The organism is Acrocarpospora sp. B8E8 (genome assembly GCF_039871605.1).
GTDB lineage: Bacteria > Actinomycetota > Actinomycetes > Streptosporangiales > Streptosporangiaceae > Acrocarpospora > Acrocarpospora macrocephala.
The window spans coordinates 1-22253 of the sequence record NZ_JBDPLV010000053.1 but is presented as its reverse complement, the minus strand read 5'-3'; the positions used below and the strand labels follow the sequence as shown (position 1 = coordinate 22253).

The following is a 22253-nucleotide window of genomic DNA, read 5'->3' as shown; positions in this document are numbered from 1 at the left end:
GGTTAGTCGCTGCTAACCGCGAGGGCGGCCCGGGCCATCCGGTGCAATAGCTCGGCCATCTCGTCGGCGGGCAGCTCGCCCGCGCTGTGCGGGGTCGAGTTGATCAGCCCGAACACGGCGTGGGTGGCCGAGCGCAGCCGGACCGGCGCCACCGCCGGGTGTAGGTCGCGCAGCACGCTCACCCACTCCTCCACGTAGAGGCGCTGCAGGCGGCGGATCTGGCGGCGGGCGGTCTCCGGCACGTTGTGCAGCTCGCGCTCGTGCACGCGGATCAGGGCGGGATGGCTGAGCGCGAACTCGATGTGGCCGGTGAGCAGGGCGTTCAGCGCGTCCTGCGGGGGGAGCGCGGCGGTGGCGGCGCCCTGGTCGTGCAGGCGGGCGCTGATGTCGAGCAGGATCTCGCTGAGCAGCGCCTCCTTGCCACGGAAGTGGCGGTAGAGGGCCGGTCCTGTGACGCCGACGGCTGTGCCGATGTCTTCGATCAACACGCCGTGGAAGCCGCGCTCCGCGAACAGGGCGGCCGCCGCCTCAAGGATCTCGACGCGCCGATTGCGGGTAGGGACTGCCATGAGGCAATGTTAGTCTCAATTAACAGGGAGGTGGCGCGTGAATACCTGGCCGGTGCTGGCGAGCACCTGTGATCAGAACGCGGAGGCGTACAAGCGGAATGCGGAAGCCAACGAGCGGCTCGCCGCCGAGCTGCGGGAACGCCTGGAGATCGCGGCGCGCGGCGGGCCCGAGCGGTCCCGCGCCCGGCATGTCGAGCGCGGCAAGCTGCTGCCCCGGGACAGGGTGGACGGCCTGCTCGACCCCGGGTCCCGCTTCCTGGAACTGTCCGCACTCGCCGCCACGGGTCTGTACGGTGACGAGGCTCCCGCGGCGGGGATCATCACCGGAGTGGGCCGGGTCGCGGGCCGCGAGGTCGTCGTGGTCGCCAACGACGCCACGGTGAAGGGCGGGACCTACTACCCGATCACCGTCAAGAAGCACCTTCGGGCCCAGGAAGTCGCCCTGCACAACCGCCTGCCCTGCGTCTACCTGGTCGATTCCGGCGGCGCGTTCCTGCCCCGCCAGGACGAGGTCTTCCCCGACCGCGAGCATTTCGGGCGGATCTTCTACAACCAGGCGACCATGTCGGCGCGCGGCATCCCGCAGATCGCCGCCGTTCTCGGCTCCTGCACGGCGGGCGGCGCCTACGTGCCCGCCATGAGCGACGAAGCCGTGATCGTCCGGAACCAGGGCACGATCTTCCTCGGCGGCCCGCCCCTGGTCAAGGCGGCCACCGGCGAGACGGTCACCGCCGAGGAGCTGGGCGGCGGCGACGTGCACGCCCGCGTCAGCGGCGTCACCGACCACCTGGCCGAGGACGACGCCCACGCCCTGCGCATCGTCCGCGACATCGTCGCCACGCTCGGCCCTCCGGCACAACGCCCGTGGACGGTCGAACCCACCGAATCCCCCCGGCACTCGCCGCACGACCTCTACGGCATCATCCCCGGCGACACCCGCACCCCCTACGACGTGCGCGAGGTCATCGCCAGAATCGCCGACGGCAGCCGCTTCCTCGAATTCAAATCGGAGTACGGTCCGACGCTGGTGACCGGTTTCGCCAGAATCCACGGCCACCCGGTGGGGATCATCGCCAACAACGGCATCCTGTTCAGCGAGTCGGCGCTGAAGGGCGCGCACTTCATCGAGCTGTGCGACCAGCGCGGCACACCGCTGCTGTTCCTGCAGAACATCAGCGGGTTCATGGTCGGCAAGGCGTATGAGGCGGGCGGGATCGCCAAACACGGCGCGAAGATGGTCACCGCGGTCGCGTGCGCGCGGGTGCCCAAGTTCACGGTGATCATCGGTGGCTCCTTCGGGGCCGGGAACTACGCGATGGCCGGACGGGCGTACCAGCCGAGATTCCTGTGGATGTGGCCGAACGCCCGCATCTCCGTCATGGGCGGCGAGCAGGCCGCCAACGTGCTCTCCACGGTCGGCAACGCCGATCCCTCCGAGATCCGGGCGCAGTATGAGGAGCAGGGCAATCCCTACTACTCCACAGCCCGCCTCTGGGACGACGGCGTGATCGATCCGGTGGACACCAGGACCGTGCTCGGCCTGGCGCTCGGGGCCGCCGCGAACGCCCCCCTCGAACCCGTCGCCTACGGCGTCTTCAGGATGTGATCCTCATGTTCGACACGGTCCTGGTCGCGAACCGCGGCGAGATCGCAGTCCGGGTGATCCGGACGCTGCGTGCCCTCGGCGTGCGCTCCGCCGCCGTTCACAGCGACGCCGACTCCGGCGCCCCGCACGTCCGCGCCGCCGACATCGCGGTACGGCTCCCGCGCGGCTACCTCGACATCGACGGCATCCTGGACGCGGCCCGCCGGTCCGGGGCGCAGGCGATCCATCCCGGCTACGGGTTCCTGGCGGAGAACGCCGGCTTCGCCAGGGCTTGTGCGGAAATGGGGGTGGTCTTCGTCGGGCCGCCGCCGGAGGCCATCGAGGCGATGGGCGACAAGATCCGGGCAAAGGAGACGGTGGCCAAGGCCGGGGTGCCGGTGGTGCCCGGAGCGACCGGCGACCTGTCCGGGTGGGCGGAGTTCCCGGCGCTGATCAAGCCCTCGGCCGGGGGCGGCGGGAAGGGCATGCTGGTCGTCCGGTCGGCCGCCGAACTGCCGGAGGCGATCGAGTCGGCCCGGCGGACGGCGCTGGCGGCATTCGGCGATGGCACGCTGCTGATCGAGCGATTTGTCGCCAATCCCCGGCATATTGAGATCCAGGTGCTCGCGGATGGGTTCGGGAACGTGGTGCACCTGGGCGAGCGGGAATGCAGCCTGCAACGGCGACACCAGAAGATCATCGAAGAGGCTCCGTCGCCGTTCGTGGACGCGGCCACCCGCGAGCGCATGGGCTCGGCGGCCGTGGAGGCGGCCCGGTCGGTCGGGTATGCCGGGGCAGGAACGGTGGAGTTCATCGTCCCCGGCGGTGAAGGGCCCGGCGAGTTCTTCTTCATGGAGATGAACACGCGACTGCAGGTGGAACATCCGGTCACCGAGCTCGTGTGCCGGGTCGCCGGGGAGCCGCTCGACCTGGTGGAGCGCCAGCTGCGGGTGGCGGCGGGGGAGCCGCTGGGGTTCGAGCAGGATGATGTCGGGCTTGTCGGACACGCGGTCGAGGGGCGGGTGTACGCGGAGGATCCCCGGCGAGGATTCCTGCCAACAGGCGGGACTGTTCTGGCACTGCGCGAGCCTGCGGGATTCGTTCCCCCGGGTGGAGCGCTGCGGGAACGCGGGCAGGATGCCTTTGCGTCGGGCGGGCAACAGCGGGAAGCCGGACAAGATGTCCTTGCGTCGGGCGGGCAACAGCGGGAACCCGGACAAGGCGTTCTTGCGTCGGGCGGACAACAGCGGGAAGCCGGACAAGATGTCCTTGCGTCGGGCGGGCAACAGCGGGAAGCCGGACAAGATGTCCTTGCGTCGGGCGGGCAACAGCGGGAAGCCGGACAAGATGTCCTTGCGTCGGGCGGGCAACAGCGGGAACCCGGACAAGGCGTTCTTGCGTCGGGCGGGCAACAGCGGGAAGCCGGACAAGACGTTCTTGCGTCGGGCGGGCAACAGCAGGAACCCGGACAAGGCGTCCTTGCGTCGGGCAGGCAACCGCGAGAAGCGGGTCAAGAACTTCTTGCCTCGGGTGGGCGGGCGCCGCAGGAATCCGGGCAGGGCTTCCTTTCCTCGCTTGGACCTGCGTCGCGGACCCCTACCTGCGTTCGGGTGGATTCCGGGTTGGCTGAAGGGGTCGTCGTCGGGAGCGATTACGACCCGATGTTGTCGAAGGTGATCGCCTGGGCGCCGGAGCGTGAGGGTGCGCTTCGGGCTTTGGGGGACGCGCTTGGCGAGACGGTCATCCTGGGGGTGCCCACCAATATCGCGTTCCTGCGGGCTCTGCTGGCGCATCCCGAAGTGGTCGCGGGACGTCTGGACACGGGTTTGGTGGAGCGGCACCTCGACGAGCTGCTCACAAGCGCCGAAATTTCGCATATTTCGGTATTCGTGATGGCGGTGGCCGCGTTGAACTTCCATCCCGAAGGGGATGAGAGCGGTGATCCGTGGGATATCGCGGACGGCTGGCGGCTGGGGGAGCGGGCCTGGACGAGGTATCGCCTCGAAGCCGGTGGCGAGATCCTCGACGTCCGGGTCCGAGGCACTCGCGACCACGCCGAGGTTGCGATCGGCGACACGGTGGTAACCGCCGGACTCGGACCCGAAGGAACCGCGACCGTCGACGGGATGACCAGGCGATACATCATCGCGGGTGCGGGGCGGAGCCCCGAGGGCAAGCAATGGGGGGCGGGGCGGAGCCCCGAGGGAAAACAAATGGTGGGCGGGTGGGAAAAATCCCCCCGAGACAACGACACATTGTGGATCGCCTCAGGCGGGACCTGGGCGGTGACCTTGCACCATCCGGGTGATCCGGGTGACCGCGCCGGCGCAAGCCGTACCGGAGATGGCACAGTTCGCAGCCCGATGCCGGGAACCGTGCTCGTGGTGAAAGCCGCCGTCGGAGATCAGGTCCAAGCCGGGCAGCCCCTACTGATCGTGGAGGCGATGAAGATGGAACACACCGTAACCGCGCCCATCGCGGGCGTCATCGCCGAACTTCCCGTCCGCGCGGGCCAGCAGGTCACCATGGACGCGACTCTGGCCGCCATCACCCCCGAGGAGGCCTGATGCACCGCATCGACGGACTACCCGACCACGTGACCATCTACGAAGTCGGCCCAAGGGACGGCCTCCAGAACGAGGCGGCCATCCTCCCGGTCGACGTCAAAGCCGAATTCGTCGAACGCCTCGTGGACGCCGGGCTCACCACCATCGAGACGACCAGTTTCGTGCATCCCACCTGGGTCCCCCAACTCGCGGACGCCTCCGACCTGCTGACCCGCCTCGAGCGCCGCCCCGGCATCCGCTACCCCGTGCTCGTCCCCAACGAACGCGGCCTCGACCGTGCCCTCGAACACGGCGTCACCGAGATCGCGATCTTCGGCAGCGCCACCGAGACCTTCGCCCAGCGCAACCTCAACCGCACCGTCGACTCCCAGTTCGAAATGTTCGCCCCGGTCGTGTCCCGCGCGCTGGAAAGCGGAGTCCGCGTCCGCGCCTACGTCTCGATGTGCTTCGGCGACCCCTGGGAGGGCCCAGTTCCCATCGCCCGGGTCGTCGAGGTCGGCATGCGCCTGCTCGACCTGGGCTGCTTCGAACTCTCCCTCGGCGACACCATCGGCGTCGGCACCCCCGGCCACGCCCGCGCCCTCATCGAGTCCTTCCCATGCGGCCCCGGCCCTCTCGCCGTGCACTTCCACGACACCTACGGCCAGGCTCTCGCCAACACCCTCGAAGCCCTGCGCTGCGGCGTCACCGTCGTCGACGCCGCGGCGGGCGGCATCGGCGGCTGCCCGTACGCGGAGAGTGCCACCGGCAACCTCGCCACCGAAGACCTGGTCTGGATGCTGCACGGCCTAGGCATCGAAACCGGCGTCGACCTCGGCTCCCTGGTCGACACCTCCAGCTGGCTGGCGAAGCGGCTCGGCCGCCCCAGCCCCTCCTCCGTCGTCCGAGCCCTCTCCAAGGAGCCGTGATGCTCACCGACGAATACGATGACCTGCGCAAATCCGTCGAGTCCTTCGCTCGCGAGGTGGTCGCCCCGGTGATCGGCGACTTGTACGAGCGGGGGGAGTTCCCGTACGAGATCATCCGCAAGATGGGCGCGATGGGCCTGTTCGGCCTGCCGATCCCGGAGGAACACGGCGGCATGGGCGGCGACTACTTCGCCCTCTGCCTGGCCCTGGAGGAACTCGCCCGAGTGGACTCCTCGGTGGCGATCACCCTGGAGGCCGGAGTCTCCCTTGGTGCGATGCCGCTCCTGAGATTCGGCACCGACGAGCAGCGAGCCCAATGGCTACCCGCGCTCGCCGCCGGGGAGAAGCTCGGCGCGTTCGGCCTCACCGAACCCGGAGGCGGCTCCGACGTGCCCGGCGGCATGCGCACCACCGCCACCCTGGACGGCGCCGAATGGGTGATCAACGGCTCGAAGGCGTTCATCACCAACGCCGGCACCGCCATCACCGGCTTCGTCGCCGTGGCCGCCATTACCGGCCGCCGCGCGGACGGCCGCCCCGAGATCTCCACGATCATCGTCCCGTCCGGCACCCCCGGCTTCACCTTCTCCGAGAAGTATTCCAAGGTCGGCTGGTCGGCCAGCGACACTCGCGAACTCGCCTTCACCGACTGCCGCGTCCCCGCCGCCAACCTGCTCGGCGAACGCGGCCGCGGCTACGCCCAGTTCCTGCAGACCCTCGACGAGGGCAGAATCGCCATCGCCGCCCTCTCCGTCGGCCTCGCCCAGGGTTGCGTCGACGAATCCCTCCGGTACGCCCGCGAGCGGCACGCCTTCGGTCGCGCGATCGGCGGCTACCAGGCCATCCAGTTCAAAATCGCCGACATGGAGGTCCGCACCCACACCGCCCGCCTGGCCTACTACCACGCCGCCGACCGCATGCGCTCCGGCCTCCCCTTCAAGAAGGAGGCCGCCATCGCCAAGCTCGCCGCCTCCAACGCGGCCATGGACAACGCCCGTGACGCCACCCAGATCTTCGGCGGCTACGGCTTCATGAACGAGTACCCAGTCGCTCGCTTCTACCGCGACGCCAAGATCCTCGAAATCGGCGAGGGCACCAGCGAGGTCCAACGCATGCTGATCGCCCGCGAACTCGGCCTCTCCGGCCTTTGACCTGGAACGAACTCGGTGGCAACGGCGGCGGACGCCGCTGAACCTATGCGGATATTCGCAGCTCAGCACACGCTTGGATCCGCGAAGGCAGATCGGCGCTTCTTCATGTGTCGTCGGTCCGGTTGCGGTGAGCGGTCTGGATGGCCAGCACCATGCAGACGGCCGCGGCGACAAGACAGATGAACACGACCGGGTTCACGTACCAAGGCACAAGATCGGTGGCGCCACCATCGTGCCAACGGCACTGATGCCTCAGGGGAAGCCAGGACCAACTGGTCGCCGGGAACGCCAGAGGCTTATCAGCGCAATACGCGCTGGTGGCTCGCAGCTCAAGGAAGCCACCGGCCCAGAAACCATGGACGTAGGTAGCGGCAGCGGTGAACAGCGCCAGAAACGATTTGCTGAAGTAAACGCTGGTCCTCACGCTTGATCGCCCTTTCACACCGCAGTTGGTGCTGTGATCAGTAGAGCGATCCTCCCTTTGTTCAGGGTCCGAGAGGCCCGGCTGCACGAAATCTCGGCACTCTTTCCCTAAGGACGCCACATCACTGTGCTTGGCTGTGCCCATGATCGAGACCAGCAACCTCCGTCCTGACCCGGCGGCAGCAATCTGGCCGGGTGGTCAGCGAAGGTGCGGGCTCGCATGAGAACGCTCGGGATTCGGTCGCTGGCACTGGTGGCGACTCTGCTGGCAGCAGGATCGGGGTGCGGGATCCCGGCCAGTGTCACCGCTCTGACGTGCATCGGCGACCCGACTGAGCCCATGTTGCAGCGGGTGCGCCAGGAGCCCATTCTCAACCAGGCTCCTGTCGGGGTCGTTCCGCAGTCGAGCCAATCGGAGCAGCTCGCTTGTTCGGATAACGACCTCATCGGCGAGGTCGAGCTGCCCTACGAGTTCTTCGGTTCTCCTCGTGACGTGATCGCGTTCTACAAGGAGAAGGCGGTGGCGGAGGGGTGGCGTCTGACCAAGGACGGCTTGCTCAAGCTCGTGCCCAGGCCGGGAAGGAGCGAGAGTTGGCCCACGACCACCTGTTTCGCCAAGGACTTGGGTGGGTTCGTCGCGGATCTGCAGATCAGCTTTGATTACTGGAGTCCGGATGTGACGGAAAATCCATCAGCGCAGAGGTATTGGCGCACCATCTCGTTCTCGACGTTTGGTGGGAACTGCGCGAACAATGTGGATCTCGATTGGCCATGGGGCGCGAAATGCGGAGCGCGGTAATAGTGCGATCCGACGCGCGCCTGGCGAGGGCGCTGGGGCAGTCAGGTACGTCTCAATCTCAGTTCCAAGAGGGAGCGGCCGCAGGTTCTCCAGGCTTTGGCGCGGATCCGGCAACGGAGATCGGGGACGCTCACCGAATGCCCAGGAAGCCGCCGACCGGCCCTTCGACCGCTGAGCGCCCGCGAGCTCGGTCTGGCTCCGGGCCAGCATTAATAAAGGATGAGAATACGATCAAGACCGCGAGCATACCCTGGTACGGGTGGTTGGCTGGGCTGGGGGCCAGTTAACCGGATGAAAGGGCATTTCGTGGATAAGAACGTCACGCGCCGGCACGCGATCAGTGTGGCCGCACTCGCCGGAGCCGGGGTCGCCGTGGCGGCCTGTTCCGGCGGCGGCGACACCACCGCGGCACCCGCGGAACCCGCCGGGTCCTCCGCGCCCGCCGCCGGGGGCGGAGCCCTGACGACCACGGCCGAGGTACCGGTCGGTGGCGGCGTCGTTCTGGGCGAGGTCGTCGTCGTGCAACCGGAGGCGGGCACTTTCAAGGGCTTCAGCCCGACCTGCACCCACCAGGGCTGCAAGGTGACCAGCGTGGCCGACAACCAGATCGTCTGCCCGTGCCACGGCTCGCACTTCTCCATCGCCGACGGCTCGGTCACCTCAGGCCCGGCGACCCGCCCACTCCCCGAGGTCCCGATCAAGGTAGACGGGACCAACATCACTTTGGCGTAAGCACGGATATCCCCGAGTGCCGCCAAGGTGGACGGGAGCGCCATCACTTTGGCGTACACGGGGATCCCCGCCAAGGCCCGGGACTCTGCCGTACACCTCCGCGTGCCCGGCAGGGCCCCGGGTGGCGTGATAAGCGGCGGGTTGGGGTTGGAAGGCGTTGACGAGGACGACGTAGACGGCGGTGCCGATTCCGACGCTCAGGATCGAGCGGCGGCCGAAGGCGAGGTGGGTGCCTGCGGTTACGGCGACCGCGAGTAGCGCGTACAGCGTTGTGTGCGGTTCGGCGGTGATGGTGCCGCGCAGGGCGGTTACGGCGAGGATGCCCACCGGCCGACGTGCCGGAAGTTGACCACCAGGACGGTCAGCGCGACCGCGGCCAGCGGCGTGACGGTGGCCATCATGCCCACCAGCAGCAGCTCCAGGGAGCCGGCGAACGCGGACAGGGACAGGGCGGGTGCGAGCCACCACGGAAGATCGGCCTGGATGACCACCAGGCCAAGCGTGATCCCCAGCGGGAAGATCCCGAGCCCTGCGGAGAAGGAATCGCGCCCCCCTGCGGCGATCTGCTGTCGCCGTGTAACCGATGCCTGACCGGCGGCGACTTTGAGGCTGTGCTGGTCAGCGGCGTCGGGAGGCGGGCCAGCAGGGCGGGGATGCACTGCTCGCCGAGTTCGACGCGCAGACGCCCAGCGCCTGATGGCCTCCGAGCGACTAAGCCATCCACAACCCGCCGGGATGGTGCTCAGGTGCCCTGGGGTGAGGTGGCGCTGTTCAGCGATGGCAGGCTCACCCTGTTCGCTGGATTGGGGCGGCGAGTGGCTTGACCGCTCCTCCGATGTAACAGAAAATGTTACGACAAGGAGGGGTGATGGCCGCGAACAGCCGGTTGACGATCGCTGCGCATGCGCTGGCGTGGCTGGCGCTGGCGCAGCGGCGTGGACAGGAGATTTTGACCTCCGAACAGGTCGCGGCCAGTGTGAACACCAACCCGGTGATCATCCGGCGTAGTCTCGGCGACCTGCGGCGTGCGGGCCTGGTGAACGTGCGTCATGGCGCGGGCGCAGGGTGGAGCCTGGCCCGGGCGCCCGAGAGCATCACGCTGCTGGAGGTGTACGACGCCGTGGAGCAGGAGCCGCCCTTCGGCATGCACCGCACCGAGCCCAACCTGGAGTGCCCGGTCGGACGGGGCATCCGGCCCGCGCTGGGAGAGATCTACGACCGGGTTGAGCGGGCCGTGCGGCAGGGGCTGGCCGCCACCTCGATAGCCGACGTGTTGCGCGAGACCCTGCGCGTGCGTTGATCCCTTATGGAAGATGGCCCGCCCCCGTCGATGTGCCCTTAGTTGTAACAAAGAATGTTCCAGCAGATGGAGGGATCCTGGTGACCGGCCACTCGGTGCGATGCCCGATCGTTGAACTGCGGCAGTACACGCTGCACCCCGGTCAGCGCGACGTGCTTATCGACCTGTTCGACCGCGAGTTCGTCGAAACCCAGGAGGCCGTCGGTATGACGATCCTGGGGCAGTTCCGGGACCTGGACGACCCCGACCGCTTCGTCTGGCTGCGCGGATTCAACGACATGCCGGGCCGGGCACAGGCGCTGGGTCGCTTCTACACCGGACCGGTCTGGCGGGCGCACAGCGCACAGGCCAACGCCACGATGATCGACTCTGACGACGTGCTGCTCCTGCGGCCGGTGCCGGGGCACTCCGGATTCCCCGCCCCCACCATCGCCAGGCCCCCGGCCGGTGCCCCAGCGCCGTCCTCGCGCGTCCTGGCGACGGTCTATCAGGCGCGACCGGCCGTTCGATACGGCGTTCGCCGACTTCTTCCATCAGCGGGTACGGCCGGCCCTGGCCGACACAGGCGCCACACCTGTGGCCTCGCTGCAGAGCGAGCACGCGCCCAACACCTTCCCCGCCCTACCGGTACGCACCGGCGAGAACGTCTTCGTCTGGTTCGCCCGCTTCGCCGATCAGGCCCACCTCGACGACCACCTGCGTCGCCTCGACCGCTCCCGCCAGTGGCAAACCGACGTGCTCCCGGGCCTGTCGGCGACGCTCGCCAGCCCACCGCAGCGATTGCGACTGGCTCCCACCGCACGCTCATCCCTCCGTTAACGCCCCTGAGAGTGCCCGTCCGCCGTGCAGACCTCGTCGACGCCTGCATCCGCTGCCGGTCCGGGGGCGCCGCGGCGAAAGCTGCGCCCGGAGAATCACCAGACGCTCGTTCAGCACCTCTTCGAGGTCCTCGATCGAGCGCCGCTCCAGCAGCATGTCCCAGTGCGCAGCTTTCGCCGCAGTGAGCTGTTCGCGAGGCCCGCATCGGCTACTGGACCGGCAGCCCTGCGGAGAAGTTGTTCGCGGCCGACACGAGTGTCCTGGAGGTCGCCAACCTCATCGGCGAAGGGCCGACCGGGTTGACGTCCCGTCCTCCTGCCTCGCCGGATGATTCCCCGCAATCCGGTCCTCCGGGCCTGGGTTCACCGTCGTCGGGCTTGAATTTCGGTCCTAACCGGTTGTTGCGGTCATGGTGATGATGGACGTATTTGGCGTGCGAATTCTAGAGTCCTCTCATGACGGGCGATGATCTCCAGCTGCGCAGGGCCGAGAAGACCGATGCCGACCAGATATTCGCGCTTGCGCGGGAGTTCGCCTTGTCGTTCCGGCCGGAGCGGGCTCCGTTCGACGCGGCCCTGCCGCAGTTGATGGAGAACGAGGACGCGTTCCTGATGGTGGCCACTGTTGACGGGGTGGTTCGGGGGTATCTGCTGGGGTTCACCCATCTGACGTTGTTCGCCAACGGGCGGGTGGCGTGGGTGGAGGAGGCCATGATCGAGGGTGGGTTCCGGCGGCATGGCCTCGGGCGGTTGCTGCTGGAGGAGTTCGAGGCGTGGGCACGGACGAGGGACGCCGGATATGTCGCCCTGGCCACGCGACGGGCGGCCGAGTTCTACCGGGCCCTCGGATATGACGTCTCCGCCACGTACTACCGCAAAATGCTGACCCGGCCACCGGTCACGCCGCCATCGGTAACTCCGCCAGCAGGCTGACGTCCGGCAGGGGGACGTCCGACAAGGTGACGCCCAGCAGATCACGTCCGACGAAGTGACCTGCCGGGCGTCACGGTCACGTCCGCCAAGGGGACGTTCGACAAGTCATGTCCGACTCCGACGAAGTGACGTCCGGCAGGGCCACGTCCGCCAGGGTGACGCCCGGCAGGCATCTCCGCCAAAGTCACGTCCGGCAGGGTCACGTGTAGCAGGGTGGAGGCAAGGTCACCCGCGATAGGGATACGTCCAGAAGCGTGAGTGAACGCTTGGGGGCGTGTCAGGAATTATCAGGACGTTAGTTGGGCGTCCAGGCGGTATCCGTCCACGGTCACGTAGACGGAGTCGCCTGGGCGGGCGTTCAGCCGCATCAGGACCGGCTGGAGCGAGTCGAAGACCGGCTGGCGGTCCCGCCAGACCAGGACGACCGCGTTGTCGCCGGGTCCGGTCACCGACAGCAGGGTGCCGGGGCGCATGCCGAGCTGGGCCGCGTACCCCTCCGGCACGGCCACCGGCTCGCCCCGGAGGTGGCCGCTGGTCACGTCGATGCGTTGCCAGCGGCGCGGGTCGGAGGACGGGCTGGCGGTGGTCCGCGGGCTGGGCACCAGGTGCGGGCGCGGCTGGCCGGTCAGCGCGTTGAGCGCCGCCAGCGCCGTCGCGGGGTCGGGCCCGCTGTTGGCCATGGACGGTATCGGCATGCCGCCGCGCTGCTGATGGCCGTTCGCACCCGGCGTACGGCGCGGCAACGGCGACTGCGGGTCCGGCGGCCCGGCGGGAGCGGCCGGGGAGCCGGGGCGCTGCTGCTGTGGAGGTTGTGGCATGGACTCCATCCAGGCCTTGGCCGAGTGCGCCCGGATGCCGAGCTGGCCGAGTAGTTCGATGACATCGGAGTCGCCGGTCTTGCTCGCCAGCACCTGCCTGGTCCGCTCCCGCAGCCCGCCCAGGTCGCCGACGACCAGCCAGCCGTCCTGGAGGCGCCGGTCCGGCATGAGCGTGACCAGCACCCGCCACAGCTGGGTGCGGAGCGAGGGCACCTCGATCGGATGCGACGGGTCGGCGCCGATCAGCTGGTCCTGGGTGGCGGCGGTGCCCAGCCACTCGGTGAGGCCGAACAGGTGGCCGGTCAGCGCGGCCGAGTCGGGCGAGCGCAGCCACAGCAGCACCCGCTCCTCGGCGGCCCGCTGCGCCTGGGACAGCACGTCCCGGTCCACGTTCAGCTGGTGGGCGAGCGTACGCAGGCTGACCGGCTCGGCCGCGAACAGCCGCTCGGCGGCCACCGACCGCTCCAGCGGGTTCCACTCCCGGAACAGGCTGTCCACGAGCGAGACCATCGGATGTTCGGCGGCCGACACCGGCGCGGCCAAAGGAGCGTCCGGCTGAAGCGAAGGCGGAACCGGGGGCTGGACCGAGGGCGGCGGCGCGGGAGATGCGGCGGCGGCCGGAGGTGTGGCGGCGGTAGGCGTGGCGGGTCTGGGGGCCACGGCCGGCATCGGACCGGTCTCGGCGCGCCCGTTGCGCGCAGCCGGAACCTGCGCGGGGGCGGCGAACTCGCCGGTCGGATACCCGTTGGGAGCCTGGGTGAGCGCCTGCCGCGACACCACGGCGGGAATCGGGGCCTGGGCGGGCGCCTGCTCGGCCAGCGGCGCGTCAATCCGGATATGACTGAAAATCTCTCGGAACACGATGGTAAGTACGGCTTCCGGCGTCGCCGGGGTCGAGGGCCCCTGCAGATCGCCGGGCGTGAGCCGCCGCAGCCGATGCCAGCCACCCAGCCCCGTGATCACCGATTTCGCCGGTTCCGGCCAGCCGGGCAGCGCCGGGTCCACCGAGTGGACCTGCAGCGCGGGCAGCAGATCGGTCAGCGTGACATGGTCCCAGCGGCTCATCGCGAGGCGGGCCAGCCGGTCGCAGAGCCAGTCGAGGCCGGTCGTCCCCAGGGCACGGCCCAGCGCCACCGAACCCCACCAGCCGCCGGGCAGCCGGGGATCGGCCAGCACCTCGGCGACCTGCTGGGGCCGGGACCAGCGCAGGGCCGGAACCAGATCGCTCAGGCAGATCGTTGACTCGGCGTCCATCGGTTGACCGCACCCTCCCGAGAGTGACGCTTGTTGCTAATGGTGCAGCTTACGCCGCAAGCTATCAATTGGTGTCAATAGGGTAAAGCTTCCCTCGGCACGGAACGGCCGGGAGGCCGCCCGCCAACTGCGCCGACCGCCTCCGCACCTGCGCGGCAACCGGCTTCCACACTCTCCGGGGCCGGAAGTCCGGCCAGCCTCGCGGCGAGGAATCCCGCCGCGAACGCGTCACCCGCACCCGTCGTGTCGACCGTCGAAAAGACGGCGTCCCCGGGCGCCCGGAACGTGGCGCGTGACACGATCCCGCCCTGTTCCGCGAGGATCGCGCCGGAGGCTCCCAGCTTGACGGCGGCCGCGCCGTACCGGTCGCTGAGTCGTGCCGCAGCGGCCTCTGGTTCGGTCTCGCCGGTCAGCAGGAGTGCCTCGTCCCGGTTGGGGATGACGATACTCGCCTCAGCGGTCTCACGGAGGAATCGGGCCACACCGAAATCTCTGAGGAATCCGGTAGAGGCGGGATCCACGCTGATCGTCACTCCCCGTCCGGTTGCCGCCTGGATCGCGAGTCTGACCAGTTCCAGGCCGGGTGTCGCGAACAGGGTGTAGGCGGACAGGTGCAGGTGCCGTACGCCGTCGAGCAGGTCATCCGACCAGTCGGCTGGGCCCAGCAGGCGGCTGGCCCCCCGGTTGGTCAGGAAGGAACGTTCCCCGGTCGCGTCGACCATCGCGATGACGACCGCGGTCGGGTGGCCGGGGTCGATCACGATGTGCGGGCGCACCCCGGCGCGGGCGAGTTCGGCGATATGCCACTCGGCGGTGTCGTAGCCCGCGCGGGCCAGCAGGCGGGCGTCCGCGCCCAGGTACGCGGCCCAGGCGGCCGTGTTGGCGCCGGATCCTCCGGGCCGGAGCACGATGTCGGCCTCGGTGTCGGTGCCGCTGCGGAGGGGTACGTGATGCAGCGCGACGACGTCGGTGACGATGTCGCCGATCACCAGCAGGCCCACGCTCAGCCCTGGGCCCAGGACTGAGCGATCTCCGTGGCGAGGGCGACATTTCCGCGTACGGCCGCCAGATTCGCCTCCAGGGACGCGCCCGAAGTGGCCCGCACGAGGTATTCGAGCAGGAACGGGGTGATGGCCTGGCCGGTGACGCCCTCGGCGTCGGCGGCGCGCAGCGCCTCGGCGAGCACGCGGTCGTGCAGCGCGGGGTCGAGCTGCTCCGCCTCGGGGACCGGGTTCGCGACGATCAGGGCGGTTTCGGGGCCGCCCAGGCCGTCCTGGGCGCGCATGATCCCGGCGGCTTCCGCGGGGGTTTCGATCCGCCAGTCGACCGGTTCGCCGGAAGTGGTCAAGTAGAAGCCGGGGAACTCGTCCGTGCGGTAGCCGACCACCGCCACCTGGCGGGTCTCCAGGCGCTGCAGGGTGGCCGGGACGTCCAGGATGGACTTCACGCCCGCGCACACCACGGTGATCCGGGTCCGGCTGAGCGTGTCCAGGTCGGCCGACTCGTCCTGCACGCTGGTCCAGCCGCGGTGCACCCCGCCCAGGCCGCCGGTGGCGAACACCCGGATCCCGGCCCGCGCGGCCAGGAACGAAGTCGCCGACACGGTGGTCGCGCCGCTCACGCCCAGGGCCGCCGCCGGGGCCAGGTCACGGAAGCCCAGCTTGCGCAGGCCGGGCTCGGTGGCGATCCGCTCCAGCTCGCCCTTGTCCAGACCGGCCCTCGCCACCCCGTCCAGCACCGCGATCGTCGCGGGGACGGCGCCGGCCGCCCGCACGATCTCCTCCAGCTCGGCCGCCACCTTCAGGTTGCGCGGCTGCGGCAGGCCGTGCGAGATGATCGTCGACTCCAGCGCGACCACCGGCCTGCCCTCGCTCAGCGCGGTCGCCACCTCGTCGGAACGCTTGATCATGACTCTCCAGTCCATTTCGGGGATCCACGCTGGGCAGTGGTCGTCCAACGCGCTGAGTAATCGGTCAGTTTCGCCTATCCGACCAGCGCAAACCACCTCTGGCCACAATTTAACGCCCGGGGTAATGTCGGGCCATGGTGTCCCTCGCCGTGAGCGCCCTCCGCCCCGTCCCCCACTGGCAGACCGGCCTCTGAGCGATCCGGGTTTTCGTACTTCCCGGTGGCTCACGAGGAGGACACATGAAGGCTTCGCGGTATGACGTCGTCGTCGCGGGCGGCGGGCACAACGGGCTGGTCGCGGCCGCCTACCTGGCCAAAGCCGGGCGGCGGGTGCTGGTGCTGGAACGGTTCGGGCACCTGGGCGGTCTTGCCGTCTCGGCGCAGGCGTTTCCCGGCGTGGACGCGCGGGTCTCCCGGTATTCGTATCTGGTGAGCCTGCTGCCGACCAAGGTGGTGCAGGATCTCGGGCTCGCGCTCGAGCTGAGGACGCGGCGGTTCGCGTCGTACACGCCGGTGGGGGAGACGGGGCTGCTGGTGGACAACGGCGACGCCGGCCGTACGGAATCCTCGTTCGCGGCCGTCACCGGCGGCACCAAGGATCTGGACGCCTGGAAGCGGTTCTACGCGATGACCGCCGGTGTGGCGGCGCGGGTCGCGCCCACGTTGCTGGAGCCGTTGCGGGATCGGGCGGGCCTGCGCGCGGTCGTGGCCGACGAGGAGGCGTGGCGGGACCTGTTCGAGCGGCCGATCGGGGCGGTCGTGGATGAGCGGTTCGGCGACGACACCGTGCGCGGCGTGGTGCTGACCGACGCGCTGATCGGGACGTTCGCCGATCCGGACGTGGATCTGCTGGCCAACAAGTGCTTCTTCTATCACGTGGTCGGCGACGGCACGGGCGACTGGAACGTCCCCGTCGGCGGCATGGGCGCGGTCTCCGGCGGGTTGGCCGCGATCGCCCGGGCCAGTGGCGCGGAGATCTGCACGGAGGCCGAGGTCGTGTCCATCGATCCCGGCACCGGCGAGGTCACATTCCGCGACTTGGCGGGGGAGCACACCGTCACCGGGGGGCATGTGCTGGCGAACCTGCCGCCCGCCGTCCTGTCCCGGCTGCTCGGCGAGACGCCCGAACGTCCGGAGGGCGCGCAGCTGAAGGTCAACATGGTGCTGTCCCGCCTGCCCTGGCTGAAGGACGGCTCGGTCGACCCGCGCGAGGCGTTCAGCGGAACCTTCCACATCAACGAGAGCCGCGATCAGCTCGCCGCCGCCTACGCCCAGGCCGCCGCCGGTCGCGTGCCCGATCTGCCGCCCGCCGAGGTGTACTGCCACTCGCTCACCGACCCGTCCATCCTGGGTACGGACCTGCGCGCGTCCGGCGCGCAGACCATGACGCTGTTCGGCCTGCACATGCCCGCCCGGCTGTTCGACCGGGACGGCGCCAAGGAGGAGGCGGTGCGCCGCACGATCGCCTCCATCGACAGCGTGCTCGCCGAGCCGATCGAGTCCTGCCTGCTCAGAACCCCCGCCGGGGAGCTCTGCCTGGAGGCCAAGACCCCGGTCGACCTGGAACGCGAGGCGGGGCTCCCGGGAGGCCACATCTTCCATCGCGATCTGACCTGGCCGTTCGCCGAGTCCGCCGAGGACGGCAAGTGGGGCGTCGAGACCGCCCACGAGCGCCTGCTGCTCTGCGGCGCCGGAGCCAGACGCGGCGGCGGCGTTTCCGGCATTCCCGGACATAACGCGGCAATGGCGGTTCTGGGTTAACGCTGTTCTCATCCTCTCTCGCTACCGTGGGGAGCGTGAGTGAGGACACCGCACGGCTGCTGGTCGTGGATGACGAGCCCGCGCTGCGGCAGGCGTTGCGGAGCAGCCTGGAGTTCGAGGGTTACCAGGTCGTCACCGTGGCCGATGGGCAGACCGCGCTGGGGGAGCTGGCCCGGGAGCCGTACGACGCGGTGCTGCTGGACGTCATGATGCCGCGTATGGACGGGCTGACCGCCTGCCGCAGGCTCCGCCATGGCGGGAACCACGTGCCCGTGTTGATGCTCACGGCCAGGGACGCGGTCGGGGACCGGGTCTCAGGGCTGGACGCGGGTGCGGACGACTACCTGGTCAAACCGTTCGAGCTGGACGAGCTTTTCGCCCGGGTCCGGGCCTTGCTGCGCCGCAGCGCGCTGTCGGCCCCCAGCGGGTCAGTGTTGGCTTTCGACGGGCTGCGGATGGACACCACCAGTCGCGAGGTCACCCGGGACGGCCGCCGCCTCGACCTGACCAGGACCGAATACCTGCTGCTCGAGCTCTTCCTCGCCCATCCTCGTCAGGTTCTCACCCGGGAGCAGATCCTCATCCAGGTGTGGGGTTTCGATTTCGAGCCGTCCTCCAACTCCCTCGACGTGTACGTGATGTACCTGCGCCGTAAGACCGAGGCGGGCGAGCTGCCGCGGTTGATCCACACCGTGCGCGGGGTGGGGTACGTGCTCCGGGCCACCCCGTGAGCCTGCGCGGGCGGCTGACCCTGCTCATCGCGGTCGCCGTCGCGGTCGCCATCGCCGTCTGCGCCGGAGCCAGCTGGCTGGTCGTGCACGATTTACTGCGCCGCCAGATCATCGAGTCGATCGAACGGCCGGTTCCCGCCGACCAGGTGCAATGGGCGCTGGAGGCGTGTGGTCACAGTCTGGGCGGGGCGCCCAAATGGGACCCGTCCGGGCGTGGCTGGCAGGTCATCCGTGCCGACGGCCGGGTCTGCTCGGGCGGGTACGGCCAGGTCGCGCCCACCGCCGCGGAGCGGGCCCTGGTGTCGGGCGGGGAGCCGATCACCCGTAGCGCCGTCACCGACGACGGCATGCCCGTGCTCGTCTACACCTCGCAGTGCCGCTCGCATCCCGGTGTCGCGGTCAGTACGTTCCGGTCGGTTGAGGACATGGACGCGGGTCTGCGGGTCCTCGGCGCGGTGCTCACCGTCGTCTCCGCCGTCGGGGTGCTCGGGGCCGCCCTGGCCGGACTTTGGCTGGCCCGTACTGCCCTGCGTCCCGTCGGGCGGTTGACCAGCGCGGTCGAGCACATCGCGCGCACTGATGACCTGGCCGTGCGGATCCCGGTCGAGGGTACCGACGAGATCGCCCGCCTGAGCACGTCGTTCAACACCATGACCACCGCGCTGTCCAGTTCGCGGGACCGGCAGCGGCAGCTCATCGCGGACGCGGGGCACGAGTTGCGGACGCCGCTGACCAGCTTGCGCACCAACATCGACCTGCTGCTGCGGAGCGAGAACACCGGGCGGCCGCTCGATCCCGAGGCCAAGCGGCTGCTGCTGGTGAGCGTGAAGGAGCAGTTCGAGGAGATGTCCAGCCTGATCGGCGATCTGCTTGAGTTGTCCAGGAATGCTGAGACGGGGGAGCTTTCCACGGATGTGGAGTTCCATGAGGTGGTCGCGGCGGCGGTGGAGCGGGCGCGGCGGCGTGGGCCTGGGCTGCGGTTCGAGGTGGATCTGCGGCCGTGGCGGGTGCACGGGGACGCGCGGGGGCTCGCGCGGGCGGCGGTGAACGTGCTCGACAACGCGGTGAAGTTCAGCCCGCCTGGAGGGACGGTGACCGTCCGGTTGCGCGACGGGGAGTTGACCGTGGTCGATGAGGGGCCTGGGATTCCGGCTGATGAGCTTCCGCATGTGTTCGATCGGTTCTGGCGGTCGCCGTCCGCGCGGAGCCTGCCGGGGTCGGGGCTTGGGCTCGCGATCGTGGCGCAGGCGGTTAAGGACGCGGGCGGCGAGGTGGTGTTGACCTCGCCGCCGGGTGGTGGCACTCGGGCCACGATTCGCCTGGCTAGACAGCCGGTTGTGCGTGGCGGAGGGTGATCAGGCCGGGGATGGTGACGCGGGCCAGTTCACGGCCGGTTTTGGCGTCGAGGTGGACGGCTGCGTCGGGTATGCCCATCCAGAGGGTGCCCGCCGGGCCCAGGGCGAGGCCGCGCGGGGTGCCGGGGGTGGGGCCCGCACGGCGTACGGACAGGGTGTCGCGGTCGACGGTGAAGAGTTCTTCGCCGGCGGCCAGGTGGACGGCGTCGGAGGCCGCCACGGCGAAAGCCGGGCCGGTGGACTTGGGGATGGTTTGTTCGGTGATGTTCATCAGGTCGGGGGTTTCGGCGCGGACGGCCCGGCCGCTCGCCGTGTCGAAGACGTACACGGCTGAGTCGGAGACCGTGATGGCGTGGCCCTCCGCCGGGCCGTGGCCGAAGGGCTCCGGGAGGTCCAGGCAGTAGGCCCAGTGCTCGGTCAGGCTGAGTACGTGCACGAAGGCGTGTACGCCGGTGGAGCGGCCCGCGACCAGGTCGCGGGTGTGCAGGTGGTCGGGCTGGTGGGTGTAGAGCGTGTAGAGGCGGTCGCCGAGCGGGGACGGGACGCCCAGGCGGCCGTCGCCGCGCATGATCTCCTCCGCGCCTGCGGGGACGACCTGTTTCGTCCGGGTGAGGACCGGGCTGACGGAGCCGTCGCTCAGGTTGAGCATGCGGACGCGGTAACCCTCGGGCGCGTCCGCCGGGAGGTAGTCGACGACGAACAGGAAGCCGTCGTCGTTGGAGAAGGCGTCGGGTTCGTAGTTGCCTTTCAGCGTGTACGTCTTCGCGGGCCATTCGCCGGTGGGGTCGGCGATGACCAGGCGGGTCTGGGTCCGGCCGGGTGCGCCGTAGGGGTTTGGCGGGGGCGGGTCGGCGAGGACGACGCGGCGGCCCGAGTTCGAGACGGTTCTGACGACTTTGGCCTCGGGTGGCGTTGTTCTGGCCAGTTCGCGGCCGGTCGCGCTGTCCAGGGTGAGCAGCCGGCGGCCGGAGAGGGTGTAGAGGTGGTTCCATCTCGTGTCGGCGAGGGTGGCCGCCGCGAGGGACAGGCCGGTGCCGGTGTTGATCACGGACAGGCCGGATTTCGTGTCCGCGTAGAGCAGGTGGCCGGGTGTGGTGGTCGTGCGCGGGGCTTCGGGGGCTCCGCAGGCTCCGATCAGGGCGACTCCGCCGCAGATGCCCAGGAAATCGCGTCGTCTCATGTCCTGCTTACACCGGTGCGGCGGGTTAGGTTCCGCGGCGGATGACGGCGTCGACCACGATCACGCCGTCGGGGTGGACGAAGACGGGGTTGAGTTCGACGAGGTCCAATCCTTCCTCCAGCGCCATCGCGCCGACCGTCGCCGCGACCTCGGCCAGGGCCCGGATGTCGCCCGCGGGACGTCCCCTGCCGCCGACCAGCAGGGGAGCCGCCCGTAACCGGCGCACCGCTTGCTCCACCCGATCCGCGTCGGCGGGAAGCGGTATCAGCACCACATCATCAAAGATCTCCACCCATACCCCGCCGAGAGCCACCACCAGCACGGGCACGACCCCATCCCGCCGCACCGCGATCAAAACCTCAACACCCGGCGGCACCATCTCCTCGACGAGTACGACCCCGCCCAGCCCGTCAACCCTCCCGTACGCCTCCCGGACCGCGTCCCCCTCCACCCCCAACACAAGCGCCGAAATATCCGACTTGTGCTGGATAAATGGCGAACTGACCTTCAGCGCCACCGGCCCGCCCAACTCACCGGCAACCCTCATGGCGTCATCCACATCCCGCACCACCCGCCCACGAGGAACAGCCAACCCCCGCCCGACAAGCATCTCCTTCGCCTCATGCTCAGCCACCCATCCTGAATGGCTGGAGGCTTCGCTTGAATCGCCCGTCCATCCCGAGTGGTCGGAGGCTTCGCTTGAATCGCCCGTCCATCCCGAGTGGTCGGAAGTTTCGCTTGAATCGCCCGCCCGCCCTGAATGGCCCGAAGATTCGCCTGAACCCTTATGCGTCCGAGCCGGCCTTTCGAGAACGCCGCCACTATTTCCGGCAGCCGAGGTTGGACCGCTGCTTACCGTCGCTGTGGGTTTCGGCCTGACGGTGCTCATGGTGGCCGCGATGGAGCGGAGCCGCGCCGCGTCCGGGGGTGGCACGGTGAGCGCGCCCGCGCACAGGATGCCTTCACTGAGCCCGGCCACGGCGACGATGCCATGCTCGGCCAGTCGTTCGGCGGTCTCTTCGGGCATCAGTTCGGGCAGCGTCGAGGCGACGATAACCGGCTGATCCAATCGGGAGGCGGCCAGGATCACGCCATCCAGCGCACCGTCCCAGCTCTCCGCCGCGTCCTCGGTCATCCTGGCAGGACGGTCGTAGTAGACCAGAACGGGGCCGATGGCATCATCCCGTGCGCCGACCGTGATGAGATCGGCCGTCCGTTCGGTCTCCCCGAAAATCACCGCCGTGTAGTCCAACGGATTCCCCGCCGTCGCCGTGGATGGCAACACTTCCCCGAGTGCCGCCACAGTCGCCGCCCCCAACTGCGGCAACCAAACCCCCAGACGCTCCGCTTCGTCGGCAGCCGTCGCGGCATCCCCACCAGAACACGTCACCACAAGAACCCCGACATTGGTTGCGGTGTTTCTCCCACCCACCCACCCCTTTGTCCTGTCCGGGCTCCGCC

General features: G+C 69.4%; 21 protein-coding genes and 1 pseudogene. 12 read left to right on the top strand and 10 right to left on the bottom strand.

The genetic code is table 11. The features are described from left to right. Positions 1-2: 2 nt before the first annotated feature. Positions 3-569, bottom strand: a complete 567-nt coding sequence (locus tag ABGB08_RS37790) for a TetR/AcrR family transcriptional regulator (protein ID WP_347600824.1) — start codon at positions 567-569, stop codon at positions 3-5. 37 nt (positions 570-606) lie between these two features. On the opposite strand from ABGB08_RS37790, the gene ABGB08_RS37785 reads away from it, so the two are divergent. Genes ABGB08_RS37785 through ABGB08_RS37770 form a run of 4 tightly spaced genes read left to right on the top strand, consistent with a single transcriptional unit; the run spans position 607 to position 6780 of the window. Next, a complete protein-coding gene (locus tag ABGB08_RS37785; protein ID WP_347600822.1) occupies positions 607-2175 on the top strand; it encodes a carboxyl transferase domain-containing protein in 1569 nt (522 codons plus the stop codon). A gap of 5 nt (positions 2176-2180) precedes the next feature. Continuing rightward, the gene (locus ABGB08_RS37780) at positions 2181-4721 is read left to right on the top strand and encodes a biotin carboxylase N-terminal domain-containing protein (protein WP_347600820.1); all 2541 of its coding nucleotides are present in this window, start codon (positions 2181-2183) and stop codon (positions 4719-4721) included. Next, on the top strand, positions 4721-5629 hold the full coding sequence (locus ABGB08_RS37775; RefSeq protein WP_347600818.1) for a hydroxymethylglutaryl-CoA lyase: 909 nt from the start codon (positions 4721-4723) through the stop codon (positions 5627-5629). The genes ABGB08_RS37780 and ABGB08_RS37775 overlap by 1 nt, the downstream gene beginning before the upstream one ends. Next, positions 5629-6780, top strand: coding sequence for an acyl-CoA dehydrogenase family protein (locus ABGB08_RS37770; RefSeq protein WP_347600816.1), 1152 nt, complete (start codon positions 5629-5631; stop codon positions 6778-6780). The genes ABGB08_RS37775 and ABGB08_RS37770 overlap by 1 nt, the downstream gene beginning before the upstream one ends. Before the next feature lie 103 nt (positions 6781-6883). On the opposite strand, the gene ABGB08_RS37765 is transcribed toward ABGB08_RS37770, so the two are convergent. Continuing rightward, positions 6884-7363, bottom strand: coding sequence for a hypothetical protein (locus ABGB08_RS37765; protein ID WP_347600814.1), 480 nt, complete (start codon positions 7361-7363; stop codon positions 6884-6886). A 60-nt stretch (positions 7364-7423) separates the two neighbouring features. Here ABGB08_RS37765 and ABGB08_RS37760 point away from each other — a divergent pair, with 60 nt between their 5' ends. Next, positions 7424-8002, top strand: coding sequence for a hypothetical protein (locus ABGB08_RS37760; protein ID WP_347600812.1), 579 nt, complete (start codon positions 7424-7426; stop codon positions 8000-8002). A gap of 306 nt (positions 8003-8308) precedes the next feature. Next, positions 8309-8734 (top strand): Rieske (2Fe-2S) protein, encoded by a 426-nt coding sequence (locus ABGB08_RS37755; protein WP_347600810.1) that lies wholly within the window; start codon positions 8309-8311, stop codon positions 8732-8734. A gap of 308 nt (positions 8735-9042) precedes the next feature. On the opposite strand, the gene ABGB08_RS37750 is transcribed toward ABGB08_RS37755, so the two are convergent. Continuing rightward, a complete protein-coding gene (locus ABGB08_RS37750) occupies positions 9043-9393 on the bottom strand; it encodes an AzlC family ABC transporter permease (protein WP_347600808.1) in 351 nt (116 codons plus the stop codon). A 209-nt stretch (positions 9394-9602) separates the two neighbouring features. Here ABGB08_RS37750 and ABGB08_RS37745 point away from each other — a divergent pair, with 209 nt between their 5' ends. Continuing rightward, positions 9603-10034 carry an Rrf2 family transcriptional regulator gene (locus ABGB08_RS37745; RefSeq protein ID WP_347600806.1) on the top strand — a complete coding sequence of 144 codons (432 nt, stop codon included), beginning with the start codon at positions 9603-9605 and terminating at the stop codon, positions 10032-10034. 38 nt (positions 10035-10072) lie between these two features. Here ABGB08_RS37745 and ABGB08_RS37740 read toward each other — a convergent pair whose 3' ends face one another. Continuing rightward, on the bottom strand, positions 10073-10372 hold the full coding sequence (locus ABGB08_RS37740; RefSeq protein WP_347600804.1) for a hypothetical protein: 300 nt from the start codon (positions 10370-10372) through the stop codon (positions 10073-10075). A 109-nt stretch (positions 10373-10481) separates the two neighbouring features. On the opposite strand from ABGB08_RS37740, the gene ABGB08_RS37735 reads away from it, so the two are divergent. After that, a complete protein-coding gene (locus ABGB08_RS37735; RefSeq protein ID WP_347600803.1) occupies positions 10482-10853 on the top strand; it encodes a hypothetical protein in 372 nt (123 codons plus the stop codon). Here the strand turns inward: ABGB08_RS37735 and ABGB08_RS37730 are convergent. After that, positions 10839-11042: pseudogene (locus tag ABGB08_RS37730) on the bottom strand (RNA polymerase-binding protein RbpA); the annotation flags it as partial. The gene ABGB08_RS37735 and the pseudogene ABGB08_RS37730 overlap by 15 nt on opposite strands. Before the next feature lie 266 nt (positions 11043-11308). On the opposite strand from ABGB08_RS37730, the gene ABGB08_RS37725 reads away from it, so the two are divergent. Beyond that, complete coding sequence (locus ABGB08_RS37725) at positions 11309-11785, top strand: GNAT family N-acetyltransferase (protein ID WP_347600801.1); 477 nt, start codon at positions 11309-11311, stop codon at positions 11783-11785. A gap of 287 nt (positions 11786-12072) precedes the next feature. Here ABGB08_RS37725 and ABGB08_RS37720 read toward each other — a convergent pair whose 3' ends face one another. The 3 genes from ABGB08_RS37720 to ABGB08_RS37710 all read right to left on the bottom strand — a co-directional run bounded on the left by ABGB08_RS37720 (position 12073) and on the right by ABGB08_RS37710 (position 15766). Further along, on the bottom strand, positions 12073-13857 hold the full coding sequence (locus ABGB08_RS37720; protein WP_347600799.1) for a hypothetical protein: 1785 nt from the start codon (positions 13855-13857) through the stop codon (positions 12073-12075). A 74-nt stretch (positions 13858-13931) separates the two neighbouring features. Next, a complete protein-coding gene (locus ABGB08_RS37715) occupies positions 13932-14858 on the bottom strand; it encodes a sugar kinase (protein WP_347600797.1) in 927 nt (308 codons plus the stop codon). A 2-nt stretch (positions 14859-14860) separates the two neighbouring features. Continuing rightward, positions 14861-15766, bottom strand: a complete 906-nt coding sequence (locus tag ABGB08_RS37710) for a pseudouridine-5'-phosphate glycosidase (RefSeq protein WP_347600796.1) — start codon at positions 15764-15766, stop codon at positions 14861-14863. Positions 15767-16005: 239 nt separating this feature from the next. Here ABGB08_RS37710 and ABGB08_RS37705 point away from each other — a divergent pair, with 239 nt between their 5' ends. Genes ABGB08_RS37705 through ABGB08_RS37695 form a run of 3 tightly spaced genes read left to right on the top strand, consistent with a single transcriptional unit; the run spans position 16006 to position 19612 of the window. Then, positions 16006-17526, top strand: a complete 1521-nt coding sequence (locus ABGB08_RS37705) for an NAD(P)/FAD-dependent oxidoreductase (RefSeq protein WP_347600794.1) — start codon at positions 16006-16008, stop codon at positions 17524-17526. A 35-nt stretch (positions 17527-17561) separates the two neighbouring features. After that, entirely contained in the window at positions 17562-18257 is a 696-nt protein-coding gene (locus ABGB08_RS37700) for a response regulator transcription factor (RefSeq protein ID WP_347600792.1), read from the top strand. Next, complete coding sequence (locus tag ABGB08_RS37695; protein WP_347600790.1) at positions 18254-19612, top strand: HAMP domain-containing sensor histidine kinase; 1359 nt, start codon at positions 18254-18256, stop codon at positions 19610-19612. Before ABGB08_RS37700 ends, ABGB08_RS37695 begins: the two co-directional genes overlap by 4 nt. On the opposite strand, the gene ABGB08_RS37690 is transcribed toward ABGB08_RS37695, so the two are convergent. Beyond that, positions 19581-20792 carry a hypothetical protein gene (locus ABGB08_RS37690; protein WP_347600788.1) on the bottom strand — a complete coding sequence of 404 codons (1212 nt, stop codon included), beginning with the start codon at positions 20790-20792 and terminating at the stop codon, positions 19581-19583. The genes ABGB08_RS37695 and ABGB08_RS37690 overlap by 32 nt on opposite strands. A 25-nt stretch (positions 20793-20817) precedes the next feature. Then, complete coding sequence (locus tag ABGB08_RS37685) at positions 20818-22044, bottom strand: acetate--CoA ligase family protein (protein ID WP_347600786.1); 1227 nt, start codon at positions 22042-22044, stop codon at positions 20818-20820. Positions 22045-22253: the final 209 nt, after the last annotated feature.